We start from the raw sequence: 16,390 nt of genomic DNA, 5'->3' as shown, positions 1-16,390 counted from the left end.
TTTTTGGTCTTTTAGATGAGTAAATTCCGCTTAATTATGATCTGAGAAGATAAACATCAAATATGAAAAAATAAAAGGCCCAAATAAGAAACTTTATTTTTATTCTTTTAGAAGGTGAGAATAGATGTCCGGTTTTTCCCCCGCAGATGATGTCAGATTAAAATACCACTCAGTATTAATTATTTGTTTATAGAGGGTAGTAATTTGCCTCTGTTACTGTAATGGCGGAGATCAGCGGAGAACTGTTCCTTGTGGTGCAGAACAGCAGAAGACTTTTAACCAGTTTTCTAATCTTAGAAGTCAAAGTTAAGAGTCAATCAAAAGAATTAAAAACAGTCCGTAAAAAATACGACTTCATGAAATCTTGTAATTAAGTATTTCATTTTGGCCTAAATCGAAGCTTTGACAGGTCATGACAATAAAACCTGAATTTGATTTTGCACTGATTGTTATTGAAAAATAATACAATTTTTATGCAGAAAATTATTCTGAAGCGGTTTTGATTTTTCTTGAAAAAAATGTGTTAACCTGTGCGACTACATTCAATTTTCCTACCTGAAAATAAAAGAAATATTTTAAAAGTCCAGGATATTTCAGACGTAGTTTTCTGATTTGGCATCTAGCCGATTTCCTTATTTCACAGTAGAATATGCGCTCTCTCAAGTCACATTGTGGCATGGTCGCTCGATCATCCCGTGGAGCCAAAATCAGCATGTTTATCGTTGCCGGTGCACCTGCACATTCTTCTTTTAAGAAAGCTCAACTATTATCGCGTTTATCGTCAATTAGTTCTGTTCAATCACTAGAAAGTCAATTTGTTTATCTTTTTGACCAAGCGCTCAACGAGCAACAACAGCAATCCGCTTTACAGCTTCTCAACGATGGTCAATCATTTGAACTGCACCAGGCTGCAAGTGATGAAATCCAGATTCTGGTGACACCGCGTGTCGGCACGATTTCACCGTGGTCATCAAAGGCAACTGATATTTTTGCCAACTGTAATACACCGGTTCATCGTTTAGAACGCGGTGTTTTGTTTACTTTGAAGGGCGAAAAAGAGCTTTCTAAAGAAGCATTACAAATCTTGCATGACCGCATGACTGAAAGCGTTTTCAATGCGATTGAAGATGCTGCAGTATTATTTACTGAAACTGCTCCGAAACCTTTGAACTCGATTGATATTCTGGGTCAAGGTAAAGAAGCACTGGTTAAAGCCAATAATGAGTTCGGGTTTGCGCTGTCTGAACAGGAAATTGATTACCTGACTGATGCATTCACCAAACTGGGCCGTAACCCGAATGACATCGAACTGATGATGTTTGCGCAAGCCAACTCTGAGCACTGTCGTCATAAAATTTTTGGTTCGGAATGGACGATTGATGGTGAAGTTCAGCCATTATCATTGTTCCAGATGATCAAGAACACCTATAAAGAATCACCAACAGATGTATTGTCGGCTTATAAGGACAACGCTTCGGTGATTGTTGGTTCAGATACCCAGCGTTTTTATCCAACTCAAGAAGACAACGGCCATCAGGTTTATAAATACAAGAGCCAAGGTGCTCACATCCTGATGAAAGTGGAAACCCACAACCATCCAACTGCGATTGCGCCATTTGCCGGTGCAGCGACAGGTTCAGGCGGTGAAATCCGTGATGAAGGCGCGACCGGTCGTGGTGGTAAACCGAAAGCAGGTTTAACCGGCTTTACGGTATCTAACCTGAATATTCCAGGCTTTGAACAGCCTTGGGAAGAAAACTACGGCAAACCATCACGTATGGCATCGCCGTTACAAATCATGATTGAAGGCCCATTGGGTGGTGCTGCGTTTAACAACGAATTTGGTCGTCCAGCTTTAAACGGTTACTTCCGTACCTTTGAACAAAACGTGAATGGCGATGTTAAAGGTTTCCATAAGCCAATCATGATCGCTGGTGGTTACGGAAATATCCGTCCAGATCACGTTGAAAAAGATCCGATCTTACCGGGCGATTTGCTGATCGTACTCGGTGGTCCAGCCATGCTGATCGGTCTTGGTGGTGGTGCTGCATCTTCTGTAGATAGCGGTAAATTGGGCGAGAACCTTGATTTTGCTTCGGTACAACGTGAAAACCCGGAAATGGAACGCCGTTGCCAAGAGGTGATCGATACTTGCTGGCGCATGGAAGACCATAACCCAATCGTGTCGGTACATGATGTAGGTGCGGGTGGTGTATCAAATGCCATGCCTGAACTGGTGAATGATCACGAGTTAGGTGCAGTGCTGGATCTTCGTAAGATTCCATCTTTAGAACCTGGCATGTCGCCAATGGAGATCTGGTCAAACGAAGCGCAAGAACGTTATGTATTGGCGATTCGTCCATCTTCTTTAGAATTATTTGAGTCAATCTGTGCGCGTGAACGTTGTCCGTTTGCAGTACTGGGTGAGGCGACTGAAGCACGTCACTTAACCGTTGAAGATCCATTGTTCGGCAACAAACCAGTGGATATGCCAATGCAGGTGATGCTTGGTGGTACGCCACGTATGAGCCGTACCTATGAAACGATTGAACGCAAAGGCGATGACTTTGATGCGGCTAAAGTCATCGATTTAAAAGATGCGATTTATCGCGTTCTTAAAAACCCGACTGTTGCTTCTAAATCATTCCTGATCAGTATTGGTGACCGTTCAATTACCGGTATGGTCGCACGTGACCAAATGGTAGGTCGCTGGCAGGTTCCTGTCGCAGATGCTGCTGTGACTACAACAAGTCTTGTCGGTTACACTGGTGAAGCGATGGCAATGGGTGAGCGTCCTCCAGTAGCCTTGTTAAATCCTGCTGCTTCTGCACGTTTATCGGTGGCTGAATCGATCTCGAACATCATGTCTGCGAAGATTGAAAAAATCAGCGACATCAAATTGTCTGCAAACTGGATGGCTGCTGCGGGTCAACCGGGCGAAGATCAGGCATTGTTCGAAGGCGTGAAAGCCATCGGTATGGAAATGTGTCCTGCACTGGGTATCGCGATTCCAGTCGGTAAAGACTCATTGTCTATGCGTACCACCTGGAATGATGAAGGTGAAGACAAGTCTGTGACTTCTCCAATGTCGGGCGTGATCACTGCATTTGCGCCAGTGACTGATGTGCGTCAAACATTGACTCCTGAACTGAAAGATATTGAATCTATATTGGTTCGTATTGATCTGTCTAAAGGTCAGTTCCGTTTAGGCGGTTCGATTCTGGCGCAGGTATACAAAGCAATTGGTTCAGTTACTCCTGATGTGGATAGCTTCGATGACTTCAAAGCATTCTTCGCATTAGTTCAAGACTGGAACAACCGTGGTTTGATCAAGGCGTATCATGACATCGGTGATGGTGGTTTATTGGCGACTGTTGCAGAAATGATGTTCGCATCACGTCTGGGTGTTGCTCTAGAAGATCAATCAACTGCAAGCCTATTTGCTGAAGAGATTGGTGCAGTTCTACAAATTGCCAAAGCAGATTGGGAAGCATTACAAGCTGAAGTTGCAGCATCTACGCTTAAAGATGCAATTGCAGTGGTTGGTAGTGTAAACAATACGGACCAATTGTCTATCAATGGTCTGGTACTTGAACGTGCTGACCTGCAAGTGGCATGGACTGAAGTTTCTCATCAAATCCAGCGCCTACGTGACAACGTACAAACTGCAGATCAGGAATTTGCCTTAATTACTGATAAAGCGCACAAAGGTATTATCGCCCAACCAACATTCGACTTGAACGAAGCGATTGAAGCACCTTTCATTAACTTGCGTCGTCCAAATATGGCAATTCTGCGTGAGCAGGGTGTGAATGGTCATATTGAAATGGCGGCAGCTTTCGACAAAGTCGGTTTCAATACCGTTGACGTCCACATGAGTGACTTGCTGGCAGGTCGTATCAGCCTGGATGATTTCGAAGGTTTGGTAACGTGTGGTGGCTTCTCGTATGGTGACGTGATGGGCGCTGGTGGGGGTTGGGCGAAATCCGTATTGTTCAATGCTAAATTGCGTGACCAGTTTGAGAAATTCTTCAACCGTCAAGAAACCTTCTCGCTCGGTATCTGTAATGGTTGTCAAATGTTGTCTCAATTGGCTCCATTAATTCCGGGTGCGGATGCTTGGCCACGTTTCCATCGCAATACGTCTGAAGTATTTGAAGCGCGAGCAGTGAACGTTCGTGTGGAAAAATCGAATTCAGTATTGTTACAAGACATGCAAGGTTCGATTCTGCCGATCGCTGTGGCGCATGGTGAAGGTCGTGCAGTTGCAACGGCGGAAAACTTTGCTGCACTGAATGCATCGAATCAGGTGGTTCTACGTTATGTCGACAGCCATGGCAATGCAACTGAACAATATCCGTTGAACCCGAATGGTTCACCGGAAGGTATTACCGGTGTAACCTCTCAGGATGGCCGTGCAACGATTATGATGCCGCACCCTGAACGTAACTTCCGCGCGCTCCAGCATTCCTGGAAACCAGAAGACTGGGATCAAGACGGTGCTTGGTTACGTATGTTCCGTAATGCACGTAAATTTATTGGCTAATTGATATAATCAAGAATTAAAAAAGCCCCGAAAGGGGCTTTTTTAATAAGCAAATTATAGATTTATAGGTGATTAGATATAGAATTGAAAAAGATTAAAAAATGAATAAAGAGTCCTCAAATGTCCGATTTAATTGAAAAAGTTTTACTTTTACAAGAATTGCTAATAGCTAGAGCTACTGATACTTATGAAAAAGGTTCTTCAGAGGCATTTATGCAGCTTAGACAAGAGTTACTGACATTTAAAAACTTTTATGAATATATTCCATTTTTTATTAAAGACACACGCACATTAGATGAATTTGAAGCTAGGATTAAGTGGGATTTTGAATCTTACGCTGAACGTGAAAATTATATTTATTCGGAATTTAAAGAATTCTTTAATGTATTAGAAAGTCTAGATGTTCCTCCATTGGATCAGGTAGTACAGTTGAAGATTGCTGAATTAAGCTCGGATTATATACATCAAATATGGCAGAAAGCATTAGAGCGAAGAAGTACAGATCCCGAAGGTGCGATTACATTAGCTCGAACACTTTTAGAATCGACCTGCAAATATATTCTTGATGAATACGAAGTCGGTTATGGCAATGCTCCAGATATAAATCAACTGTATAGATTGGTGAGTAAAGAATTAAACCTTGCTCCATCTCAACATACGGAGCAGACTTTCAAACAAATTCTCGGAGGATGTAGTTCCATCATTGAAGGTTTAGGATCATTGAGAAATAAAGTGGGTGATGCTCATGGGCAAGGTAAAATAAACTTTAAACCTTCTCCAAGACATGCAGAATTAGCAGTGAATTTGGCTGGTACAATGTCCGTGTTTTTATTCTCATCTTGGAAATTAAAACAAGGTGAATGAATTTTTTATTATAAATATTGTTTTTAAATAGTATCTTAATTTTACTGTATGGAAAAATTAAAATAAATTCACTAACATAGGATTATTCAACCACCAATTTGGTGGATTTTTGCTTTTTAAGCATTCTGATTTTTTAATTTTTTTTCTTCCTGCTGAGTTGGTTTAGATTTTGCTTTTATATTGTATATAAAGTGCTATGGTATGTTTTATGCACAACTTTATTGCACTATAAAAGAAGGATGGAATAGATCGGTTCAGTATCAATTCTCAAAGATCTCAAAGATGAGGTGATGACATGGCTAAAACACTTAGAATAATGGATAAGGCGGCAATGCGTCAGAAAGGCTGGATGTTGTTTTGTATTGTTGTAGGACTACAAATATTGTTCGTTGTGGGCAGTTACTTGCTGCAGGGTTCTTGATCATCAGCTTTAAGAAAGCCACCATTAAGGTGGCTTTATAATTTAAATAACCAATTGAACCTGCTTCAATACCGCCTTTAACGTATTTTCATAATCAAAAGCTTTATTGGTACTGTCCTGATAACGCCAAGCCACATAACCATCCGGACAAACCAGTACTGCACCAGATTCATGAATTTCAGACTTGGCATTCCAGGTTCCATACACATCACGATAGTCACGTGAACCAATCTGAGTCACATCCAGATATGGCAAATCCAATGCTTCTGCCGCCTGTTTCCAGCCTTTACCGGATAAACCTGTGAGCAGGGTAAAACGACCTTTACCCGTAATATCCAGTGTCGACTGCTTTTGACCTTTGGCATTGATCAGCCAAGTATGCGGAACTTTAGCGCCTGGGCGAGTGGTTGCCTGTAAATAAAGCTGCTCATCTTTTTCAAAAATCTCAGGCTCGGATTCTGCAATCACCGTATTGGAGCTATATCGCTGGTTCAGTTCTACACCTTGTGCATTAAATTCGAAGTTTTTAATTTCCAAAGCTTCAAATAGTTTTTGACGGATTTCAGCACCTTGCTCATCTTCCGCAAAGATACGTTCCAGCATTTGCTTCTGAGTCGTCACACCTTGATCAAAACCAAAGACTTCTTTCAGGTATTTATAATCAAAACGTGACTGGTTCGCACGCGCTACAATCTGCTTGCCGACCGGTGCACGCTCGGTGGTATAGGAATCCAGCAGGGAAGGTGCAGCCCAGCCTTTTACCGCGTATGCCAGTTTCCAGCCTAGATTAAAGGCATCCTGCATGCAGGTATTTGAACCTAGGTCACTCGATGGTGGATGACGGTGTACTGCACCACCACCACAGAACACTCGACCTTTAGAATATTCAGTGGCCCAGGTCTGGTTCACATACCAGTACGATAATTTCTGGATTTCAACTTCTTCGACTTCAGTACCAACAAAAGCATTCAGGCGGGCACGGACCTGTTCTTCAGTAACTTGTGGTTCGCCTTTGGAAATGTCAAAGCCCCAACCCATGATCCATTCATTCCATGGCGTAATGGCACGTAACAATCCCATACCGAGATCGCCAAAGCTGGCTTCAGGATTCACGATCCATTGCAGAATCGCAGGACGGTGCTGAACGTATTGAGAAAGATCAGCTTTAAAGGTCACATAGACGGTACCGGCACGTGCCATCACGCCTTCCAGTGGCAAGCCGAGCTGTTCCAATACACGAGATTTAGCACCATCCATACCCACCAGATATTTTGCTCTTAAGCTAAATTCAGTATTGGTAATGCGGTTCAGGAAAGTAGCAGTCACGCCATCTTCGTCCTGCACATGTGACAGGTATTCAGTATTGAAGTTATAAATTGCACCACGTTCACCGGCATTTTTCACCAGTAAAGCTTCCATTTTTGGCTGAATCAGATCGACTAATGGACATGGACTGCCTTGGATATAGTCACCATGACGTTCATCACCGGTACCCCATGCACTTAAACGGGCGATTTCTTCGCCGACCAGACTGGTGGTAATCAGGCTTTCACCCATCTGTTCCCATGGTGTTGCAATCTCTTTAACCTGTTCTTCAATACCTAAATCACGTAATACTTCCATGGCACGCTGATTGGTAATATGGGCACGTGGACTATTGGCCAGCCAGCTAAACTGGGTAAACAGTTGTACCTTGATACCATAATTCGCCAAAGCCAAACCTAATGTTGAACCTGCAGGACCAGTACCAATGATCAGAACATCAGTGTCATAGTGTTGTGTCATACAAGACTCCATGTGTATAGGTGAAGAACAAGCTATCTATATAATCAGGCAGTCTAGTAAAACAGGATCTGTTGATATAGCGATATTCATATAAACTATCGACCTATTCTTATTTGCAATACGTGGGTCATAATCTTAAGATGCTGACCTGATCAGAAACCGGGCAGGCTATGGAACTTCGACATTTACGCTATTTTATTACTGTGGCGCAGCAACAAAGTTTTACCAAGGCTGCCGAAAAACTGTTTACCGCTCAGCCGTCATTAAGCCAGCAAATTAAGGATCTGGAGCAGGAAGTAGGCGTCATGCTGTTTGATCGTTCATCCAGAAAGGTCAAACTCACCGATGAAGGGCAGGCTTTTCAGATCTATGCCGAAAAAGCACTGGAAAATGCCAAACTGGCAGTAGCAGCAGCGCGTCAGGTTGCGCAGCAGAAAAATAACCAGATTCACATTGGCTTCCTGAATGTCGCAGAAATAAAAGTGATGCCACAGATTCTGGCTCAGCTTAAAAAAACCATGCCGGACTTAAAAATCCATCTGCATAGCCTGACCTGTATGGAACAGATTCAGCGGCTAAAAAATGCTGAACTGGATTTATGTATTACCCGCTTTCATCTGGACCATCCAGATTTTGAGAATATTCATTTATTAACCGAGCAAATTTATCTGATAGCCGCTCAGCACTTACATTCTACAGATCGAATCCTGAAATTACAGGAACTAAAAAACCATAATATAATTATGTGTGAGCAGAATGCTTCACCAGTATTTTATGAAAAGCTGGATAGACTACTCTGCATTGATCAGCTTGAGCATGAACAGCTGTTGTGGGTGACCAATGTCTTGCAACACATCAATCTGACCAATATGGGAATGGGCTTTAGTTTTGCGCCTGAATATTTACTGCGGTTTTTGAATGATCATGTGAAAATTGTCCAGACTGATCAGGCACTGCCAAAACTGGGCTTGTATGCAACATTTAACAAGAATTCCCAAAATCCTGCATTGAAGATGATTACCCAAGCCCTTAACAATACGACAAGTATCTGAATTGCAGGAAGGAATATATGTTAAAGCTGATTTATTACGTACCGGATGAAAATTTGGAAGACACCAAGAATGCGATATTTGCAGCAGGGGCAGGCGGCATTGGTGAGTATACGGACTGTGCCTGGCAGGTTTTAGGAACCGGACAGTTTAAGCCGCAGGAAGGTGCAGATCCTCATATTGGTGAAGTGGGTAAACTGGAACAGGTGGAAGAATGGCGGGTAGAAATTCTGGTGCCGGATGAAAAAGCAGTCAAAGTGGCCAAGGCGCTGAAAGAAAGCCATCCTTATGAAGAGCCAGCTTTTGAGTTTATTCAACTTCTGGATATCAAAGTCTAAAATTATAAAATTGATGCTCTGCTGCGGCGCGTTTGACTTGGCGCGCCGTTAGTCTAGATTCAGAAACCATCCAACCTGTTTTTGTTATTATCATCTCTGCCAGAATAATCCAAAGAAAAAATATAATAAGGAAAATAACAATGCCGTGGCCAAAACCGCTGAGCAGCGTGCTTAAGAATGCCCTCAGCAAATCTATCCAGTATGGGGCAGAAATCCTGCATCAGCGCATTCCATATTCAGCGGATAATCCCTATCTGGAAGGTATATTTGCACCAGAGCGGCAGGAACACTTTTCCACAAATTTAAAGGTTGAAGGGCAAATTCCTGCAGAACTGGATGGCGCATTAATGCGGATTGGTCCAAATCCTATTAATGTTAAAAACCCACGCAACTATCACTGGTTTACGGGCGATGGTATGTTGCATGCGCTCAGACTGAAGGGTGGCGAGGCACATTGGTATAAAAGCAGTTATATCGGTTCTGCCAGTGTGCAGAAAAAACTTCATCGACCACAAATTCCAGGTAAAACCCGAGGTGTCGCGGATGCAGTCAATACCAATATTATCCACTTTGCCGGAAAAATCTGGGCACTGGTAGAAGCGGGAGCTTATCCAGTTGAGTTGAATGCTGCACTGGAGTCAAAACGACATCATTTGTTTGAAGATGATCAGGATCTGCCATTTACTGCCCATCCGCATATTGATCCTGAAACCGGCGATATTCATGCAGTTTGTTATGATGCTTTAAGTCAGAACAAAGTTTTTTATTTGCTGATAGATTCAAAAGGTAAGTTGAAACATCACGTCGACATTCCAGTGAAACATGGTCCGATGATTCATGATTGTGCCATTACCAGATCTCAGGTGCTGATTCTGGACCTGAATGTGAACTTTTCTGTACGCAGTGCTTTAAAGGGTTCAATATTGCCATATCAATGGAATCCAAAACGGCAGGCACGCATGGGTATATTGCCTTTTGGCGGTAAGGCAATAGATATTCGCTGGTATGAGATTGATCCCTGTTTTATTTTTCATACCGTGAATGCTTATGAGCTGGATTCTGGTGATGTGGTTATGGATGCGGTGGTGCACTCCAAAGCATTGGTCAGTTCGATTCAGGGACCGATTGAAGATCAGGATATTCGGCTAGAACGATTCATTTTTGAACACGGTACTGGAAAAGTGGTTCGGACGATATTATCCGAGATGAAACAGGAATTCCCACGGATTAATGAAGCTTATACCGGACGGCCTTATCGCTATGTCTACACTATTTCCTTTGGCGAGTTTGATGATCCTCCTCATGTCAGCAGCAATAATCTTTTGAGCCATGATGTGGAAACTGGCAATTCAGAAAGCTATTCTTTTGGAGAGAATTGGGTGACAGGAGAGGTGATATTCGTCGCACGGGAAGGGGCGCAAGCTGAAAATGATGGCTGGCTGATGTCTTATGTTCATGCTTTAGATGGATGCCCATCCAAAGTGGTGATTCTGGATGCACAGCATATGGCTGAAGGGCCGATTGCAACCATTCATTTACAGGTACGTGTACCCGTCGGGTTTCATTGTAACTGGGTTGATTATCGGAAATTGAGAACCCACTATTCATAGGTTTTGATTATTTACTGGCATTTTTAAGATGGCATAGCCTTCATATAGCGTGAAGACTTCACTCTCTGTTTGCAGGCTGATAGGGCTTTAAAGAACGAAAAATATATTGCATAGGATAAGCAAAATTATGTGTTAGGCAGAAATTCATTCTTGAATCTCTGCCTAAGCGCGATATCCATATCACCAAATGAGGTAGAACTTAAGGCTTTGTTTTTCTATAGCTGCTATTAAACCTTCTGAATAAACAGCTCACGATCAAAACGGTACTGAGGGAAGAATACTCCATCTTCGGCACGTTCACCTGCACCAATTACCATGACCGGATACTGTTCATCATTTAATTTCAGAATTTCACGAACCATCGGCTCATCAAAACCTTCCATCATACAGCTGTCAAAACCATAAGCACGTAAAGCTAAGACCAGATTTTCACAAGCGAGCGCCGTTGTTTTGGTCGCCCACAGTTTCGCATCAGCTGGGCTGAAAGCAGACACTGGCATTTGTTTGTCCAGTGTACGGGCAACTTTGAAAGCCACTTTCTTAAAGTTACCAAAAGCATTCAGATAACCAGTCTTATAGTTGTAAGGAATATATTTATAGTATTTCTTAATCGCGGGCGGTGCTTCAGGAAATGGAAATTCATTCACATTACGTTTCGCCATTTCATCGATACGATCGGTACGTGCGATACAGACAATTAGCTCAGAAGCAGTTTTAGCTGCCAGTTGACTCATACAGGCTTTGACCAGACGTTTTTTCTTGCCCGGATTTTGTACCACATAAAAAGTCCAAGGCTGCAAGTTCGACGAATTTGGTGCCAACAACGCCAGATCCAGACAGGCATCCAGCACTTCGACAGGAATTGGCTTTTTGGTAAATTTACGCACTGAACGTCGACTTTCAATCACTTTACGAAAATTATCGACATCTATATCTTGAGGTGTAGGTTCGTAATAACGTTTCTTTTCTGGATTTGAACTATCTGTTGTTTCGGAAGAGTTTTGAGAGTTTTGATTTGGCATATTCAAATTCTTGGAAAAATAAAAGATTGAGGCAGTCTAAACTACCTCACTGAACTCATAAGTTTGAAAATTAGTTGAATTGTGTGAAATCAGGTTTACGTTTTTGCATAAAGGCTTGAACCGCTTCCAGCATTTCTGGCGAGCCGACACGCTGCATGAAAATTTCTGCTTCATGGTCAATCCATTCCACAATTTCATTCACATTGTGTTTCATCAAGGCTTTAGATTGCACCAGTGATGCCAATGGCAGAGCAGAGAGCTGGGCAGCTTGTGCTGCTGCTTTAGTGTAAACATCTTCTTCAATGTTATTCACCAGACCTGCGTCGAGCGCTTTTTCACTATTGAATTTTTGCGCAGTCAGCAATAATTCGGCCGCTTTATGATAACCCGCTTGCTGAATCAACAGCTTGCTTGAAGCACCTTCAGGCGATAGACCCAGACTGACAAATGGAATCTGGAACAGGGCGGTATTGTCACTATAGACCAGATCACAATGCAGTAAGATCGTCACGCCAATGCCGATTGCAACACCACGCACGGCTGCAATCAATGGCTTGGAAAATTTTGCAGCAGATTTCAGTAAAACAAACGGTGGGCCTTCAGCGGCGGGTGCCTGACCTTTCTTCGCAGCAGATTTCATAAAATCCTGCATATCATTGCCCGCACTAAAGTCTGCATCCTGACCACGTAAAACGACCACACGAACTTCAGGCGCCTGATCTGCTTCATCTAAAGCTTTCGCAATCCAGAGATAAAGTTCGCTATATAACGCATTTTTCGCTTCCGGACGATTGATGGCTAAAGTGAGTACACCATGTTCTAAATTCGCATTCAAATGCTCATGAGGTTGTTGAATACAGCTCAGTGTCATCGTACTATCCTTGCTTTAAAACTTAATTTGATTTTATGGGAATGATTATGTCGCATATTTATTGGGGCAGCACAACTCATGAGTCATAAAAAACTGATCCCTTATGAACTATACATTTGATTATCTGGTTTTCATTGGCCGCTTTCAGCCTTTTCATCTGGCGCACATGCAAACGATTAACATTGCCCTGCAACACAGTCAACATGTGATTTTGGCTCTCGGCTCTGCGCAAAATGAACGCAATATCAAAAATCCATTCTTGGCTTCGGAGCGTGAAGCCATGATCCTGTCAAATTTCAGTCCTGAAGATCAAGCTCGGATCAAATTTGTAGAAGTCATTGATGTTTATAATGATGAAAAATGGCAAAAACTGGTGAAATCGCTGGTGAATCAGGTTATTGAACCGGATGCCAAAGTTGGGCTGATTGGGCACTTTAAAGATGATTCTTCTTATTATTTAAAGTTTTTTCCAGAATGGGAAATGGTCGAACTTGACAGCCTGGAAGATGCCTTATCCGCCACGCCGATGCGTGAAGCTTATTATCGTGGCGAAATTCAACGAGATAAATTTCCACAAGGCACGATTGATTTTCTAGAGAATTTCCAAAAAACCACGACCTATCAGCAACTCAGTGAAAAATTTGCCCAGAATGATAAAACCAATCTGCTTTAAAAGTATCAGGTTGTTATGGGTTGATTCATGGTAGTTTGAGCATGCTGTTTCAAACACTCCCCAAGGATTTCTAGACCAGGAGACTGTTCTTTCCAGTGATGCCAATACAAGGGCACTTCAATTCGCATCTCACTTGAAAGTTCAAGCAGTCGACCTGACTCCAGCAAATTCCTAGTTTGATAGTCCGGCAGCCAGCCATAGCCTAGACCCATGACAATCGCATCAAAAAATGCATGAGTCGATGGAATAAAAAAGTGAGGATATTGTGCTAGATTCAGGCCAAATTCGTGCTGAATAAATTGGGTATGGAGTTGGTCTTTTTCATTAAAAATAATGGCAGGGGCAAGGCGTAGCGCATCCCGATGTACGCCTTGATGAAACCAGTTTCGGGAAAATTCAGGCGTAGCAACGAGACGGTATTGCATCTGTCCGATCAATTCTGCCCGGCAACCTTTCATTGCTTTGGCTTCAGTACTCAAACAGGCATTGACGAGACCTGCTTCTAACAGATGATGAGTCTGTGATTGATCATCCACCTGAAAATGCAACACAATTTTATGCTGGATCAGCTGGGCTTGTAAGGTTGGTAATAGCCAGGTCGCGAGCGAATCAGCATTGGTGGCAATATTCAGACAATAGAAACCTTCCTGTTGCAATTGTCCACCCAAATCCTGCATCAGATTCTGTTCTAGCAAACGTTGATGCTGTAAATAATGCAATAAGGTTTGTCCGGATTGAGTCACACGGCAAGGCCGATCTCTCACCAGAAGCAATTGTCCCAATTTTTTTTCCAGACTTTGAACACGAAGGGTCACTGCCGAGGCAGTAATATTTAGCTGCTCGGCAGCAAGATCGAAACTTCCCGTTTTTGCAACTGCGTAAAAAGCATCACATTGTTTTGCATTCAGCATATCTGTTATCTAAAAATAATTTAGTTAAATTGATATTAACTTAGTTTTAATTAATCGCACTCATTTTTTTGCATAATTCATTTATTCAAAAAAAGGGGAATGTGATGTTCAGTTATATGATGAGTGGTTTTGCTGTGGGAATGAGCCTGATTGTCAGTATCGGTGCACAGAATGCTTTTGTATTAAAGCAAGGTTTAAAACAGCAGCATGTGTTCTGGGTCTGTGTGATTTGTGCCTTGTCTGATTCCATTTTAATTCTGCTTGGCGTACTGGGCTTTGCGCGTGTCATTGAACATTATCCGGATATTATTATATTTTCTAAATATATTGGCGCAGGATTCCTGTTTTATTATGGTTTGCACCATGCGATCAGCGCATTTAAATCAACAGAGGTTTTGGCACCAAGTGATCAGCTCACAGAGCATTTTCTACAAGTACTGATGATCTGCCTGGCTTTTACCTGGCTGAATCCGCATGTTTACTTAGACACAGTTATATTGATTGGATCAATTTCAACTCAATACGCCTTAGGAAAATGGTGGTTTGCTTTAGGCGCTGTCTGTGCTTCCTGGTTTTTCTTCTTTAGTTTGGGATATGGGGCAAAGATACTGACGCCTTGGTTCCAACATCCAAAAGCATGGAAAATACTGGATGCTATTATTGCCTGTACCATGTGGGGCGTCGCAGTGTCATTAATTCTCAGTATTTGATTCAGGCTACGAAAGCTGATAGATCGGTTAAGAGTTGTCTAAGCGTGTCATTTTAGATAGTGATCGTGAATAGGCAGCGTAGAAAACAACTCTTTTCAGTGCTGCAAGCACATGGATATTTCCAATATAAATTGAACTTAAAATAAAGGATCTGGTTTGTATAAAAAATTTATAAAATCAAAATTTTATAAGATGAAACCAGTCTCCTGCTAGGCTAGCAGGGCCACTTATTAGAGAAAAATCAAAGCAAGTATTTTGTCCGTTAGTCATGAATGATTTTACAAAAACTTCAATAAACTGGTATAAAAATAACGAAAACCTGTTCGCTCAAAAACAAGAAAGTTTAGTTTCAGATTAAGCGGTGTACTTAAATCCGATCAATAAGAAATTAAACAAGGTGGATTTAAAATTGAAAACAATAATAAAAACTGGGCTCCTTAGCCTAGCGATCTGTTTAGCTTTGACCAGTCAGTCTTTTGCAAGATCATGGACCTTAACTCCCAAAAGTGATGTCGGTTTTGAGATTAAGTCGATGGGTCTTACTGTAGTTAAAGCCAAGTTCAATCAGGTTCAATCCACGATGCAGTTTGACGTTAAAGCACCGCAAAATGCCTCAACTCATCTGGTCATGGATGTGGAAAGTTTAAGCTTTAGTAAACCGCTATTTAAACATATGATTTTGGGCGAAGACCTGTTTTATGTAGAAAAATATAAGACTGTAATTTTTAAAAGTATCCAGTTTAAAGACTTGGGTAATGGCAAATACAATGTTTTAGGTCATTTAACCCTACGTGGTGTGACCAAACCTGTGATTTTTGAAACCACGTTTAAACCCAGTATGTCAAATGCCAACCTGCTTGATGTTCAGGCATCAGCCGTGATTAACCGTGGGGATTTTGGTATGAAAAAAGGAATTGCCGGGGTAGGGGATAAAGTTAATCTTCATCTATCAGGCCAGTGTGAAATGAACTAGGGTAGATATAAAATACTTGATGATATGAACGTTATTGTAAAAAAAGCTCGAATATTTCGAGCTTTTGTCTATACGGTAAGCATGCAATTAAGCAGCTTGCAAAGCTTTTAAATCTTCCAGAACTTGTTCTGCGTGACCTGCTGCTTTGACCTTACGGTATTCTTTGACCAGTTGGCTATTATGGAAAATAAAAGTTGAACGCTCAATGCCCATTACTTGTTTGCCATACATGTTCTTTTCTTTAATCACATCAAAGTGATTGCACAACACTTCTTCTTTATCGCTGATCAGATTGATACTCAAATTTTGCTTTTCAGTAAAGTTCTGATGCGCTTTTACCGAATCACGTGATACGCCAAGAATTGTGGTGTTTAAAGCATCGAACTGATCTTTTAAACAGGAAAAGCCAACTGCCTGAGTCGTACAGCCTGGCGTAGAATCTTTAGGATAAAAATAAATCACCAGCCATTCTGTATTCAACTGGGTTAAATTGATTTCGCCTGTCGTCGCAGGAAAATTCTGGTCAAGCAAACTCATTTCAGACATAAAAACTCCTGTTTTCTTTAAATTTTTTTAAAAAAATAAGCCACACTATAGTGGCTTATTTTATCAAAGAA

14 protein-coding genes are annotated in these 16,390 nt (G+C 41.8%); 9 read left to right on the top strand and 5 right to left on the bottom strand.

Features of this window, described 5'->3' with window-relative positions:
• Positions 1-712: 712 nt before the first annotated feature.
• The 3 genes from purL to HGD77_RS17160 all read left to right on the top strand — a co-directional run bounded on the left by purL (position 713) and on the right by HGD77_RS17160 (position 5,831).
• Positions 713-4,546, top strand: coding sequence for a phosphoribosylformylglycinamidine synthase (gene purL / locus HGD77_RS10625; protein WP_168730831.1), 3,834 nt, complete (start codon positions 713-715; stop codon positions 4,544-4,546).
• Between the two features lie 120 nt (positions 4,547-4,666).
• The gene (locus tag HGD77_RS10620; RefSeq protein WP_005097594.1) at positions 4,667-5,410 is read left to right on the top strand and encodes an abortive infection family protein; all 744 of its coding nucleotides are present in this window, start codon (positions 4,667-4,669) and stop codon (positions 5,408-5,410) included.
• Between the two features lie 295 nt (positions 5,411-5,705).
• On the top strand, positions 5,706-5,831 hold the full coding sequence (locus HGD77_RS17160) for a KGW motif small protein (protein WP_004645654.1): 126 nt from the start codon (positions 5,706-5,708) through the stop codon (positions 5,829-5,831).
• A 42-nt stretch (positions 5,832-5,873) separates the two neighbouring features.
• On the opposite strand, the gene HGD77_RS10615 is transcribed toward HGD77_RS17160, so the two are convergent.
• On the bottom strand, positions 5,874-7,616 hold the full coding sequence (locus HGD77_RS10615; RefSeq protein WP_168730830.1) for an FAD-dependent monooxygenase: 1,743 nt from the start codon (positions 7,614-7,616) through the stop codon (positions 5,874-5,876).
• Between the two features lie 170 nt (positions 7,617-7,786).
• Here HGD77_RS10615 and HGD77_RS10610 point away from each other — a divergent pair, with 170 nt between their 5' ends.
• The 3 genes from HGD77_RS10610 to HGD77_RS10600 all read left to right on the top strand — a co-directional run bounded on the left by HGD77_RS10610 (position 7,787) and on the right by HGD77_RS10600 (position 10,613).
• Complete coding sequence (locus tag HGD77_RS10610; protein ID WP_114540868.1) at positions 7,787-8,668, top strand: LysR substrate-binding domain-containing protein; 882 nt, start codon at positions 7,787-7,789, stop codon at positions 8,666-8,668.
• 17 nt (positions 8,669-8,685) lie between these two features.
• Entirely contained in the window at positions 8,686-9,003 is a 318-nt protein-coding gene (locus HGD77_RS10605; RefSeq protein WP_168730829.1) for an NGG1p interacting factor NIF3, read from the top strand.
• Positions 9,004-9,143: 140 nt separating this feature from the next.
• Entirely contained in the window at positions 9,144-10,613 is a 1,470-nt protein-coding gene (locus HGD77_RS10600; RefSeq protein WP_168730828.1) for a carotenoid oxygenase family protein, read from the top strand.
• A gap of 227 nt (positions 10,614-10,840) precedes the next feature.
• On the opposite strand, the gene HGD77_RS10595 is transcribed toward HGD77_RS10600, so the two are convergent.
• Both HGD77_RS10595 and HGD77_RS10590 read right to left on the bottom strand, forming a co-directional pair.
• Positions 10,841-11,635 carry a nitroreductase family protein gene (locus tag HGD77_RS10595; RefSeq protein ID WP_071850390.1) on the bottom strand — a complete coding sequence of 265 codons (795 nt, stop codon included), beginning with the start codon at positions 11,633-11,635 and terminating at the stop codon, positions 10,841-10,843.
• Positions 11,636-11,705: 70 nt separating this feature from the next.
• On the bottom strand, positions 11,706-12,506 hold the full coding sequence (locus HGD77_RS10590; RefSeq protein ID WP_168730827.1) for an enoyl-CoA hydratase-related protein: 801 nt from the start codon (positions 12,504-12,506) through the stop codon (positions 11,706-11,708).
• A gap of 103 nt (positions 12,507-12,609) precedes the next feature.
• Here HGD77_RS10590 and HGD77_RS10585 point away from each other — a divergent pair, with 103 nt between their 5' ends.
• Entirely contained in the window at positions 12,610-13,179 is a 570-nt protein-coding gene (locus tag HGD77_RS10585; RefSeq protein WP_004731698.1) for a nicotinate-nicotinamide nucleotide adenylyltransferase, read from the top strand.
• Between the two features lie 5 nt (positions 13,180-13,184).
• On the opposite strand, the gene HGD77_RS10580 is transcribed toward HGD77_RS10585, so the two are convergent.
• Entirely contained in the window at positions 13,185-14,090 is a 906-nt protein-coding gene (locus tag HGD77_RS10580) for a LysR family transcriptional regulator ArgP (protein WP_168730826.1), read from the bottom strand.
• A 104-nt stretch (positions 14,091-14,194) separates the two neighbouring features.
• Here HGD77_RS10580 and HGD77_RS10575 point away from each other — a divergent pair, with 104 nt between their 5' ends.
• Positions 14,195-14,800 (top strand): LysE/ArgO family amino acid transporter, encoded by a 606-nt coding sequence (locus HGD77_RS10575; protein WP_005265788.1) that lies wholly within the window; start codon positions 14,195-14,197, stop codon positions 14,798-14,800.
• 409 nt (positions 14,801-15,209) lie between these two features.
• A complete protein-coding gene (locus HGD77_RS10570) occupies positions 15,210-15,773 on the top strand; it encodes a YceI family protein (RefSeq protein ID WP_168730825.1) in 564 nt (187 codons plus the stop codon).
• 87 nt (positions 15,774-15,860) lie between these two features.
• On the opposite strand, the gene HGD77_RS10565 is transcribed toward HGD77_RS10570, so the two are convergent.
• Positions 15,861-16,319: a peroxiredoxin gene (locus HGD77_RS10565; protein ID WP_138742572.1), complete on the bottom strand. Its 459-nt coding sequence runs from the start codon at positions 16,317-16,319 to the stop codon at positions 15,861-15,863.
• Between the last annotated feature and the right edge of the window lie 71 nt (positions 16,320-16,390).

It is taken from the genome of Acinetobacter sp. NEB149 (assembly GCF_012516415.1).
Classification (GTDB): domain Bacteria; phylum Pseudomonadota; class Gammaproteobacteria; order Pseudomonadales; family Moraxellaceae; genus Acinetobacter; species Acinetobacter lwoffii_V.
Note: the sequence above shows the minus strand (reverse complement) of the source record. Positions and strands in the feature narration are given on the sequence as shown.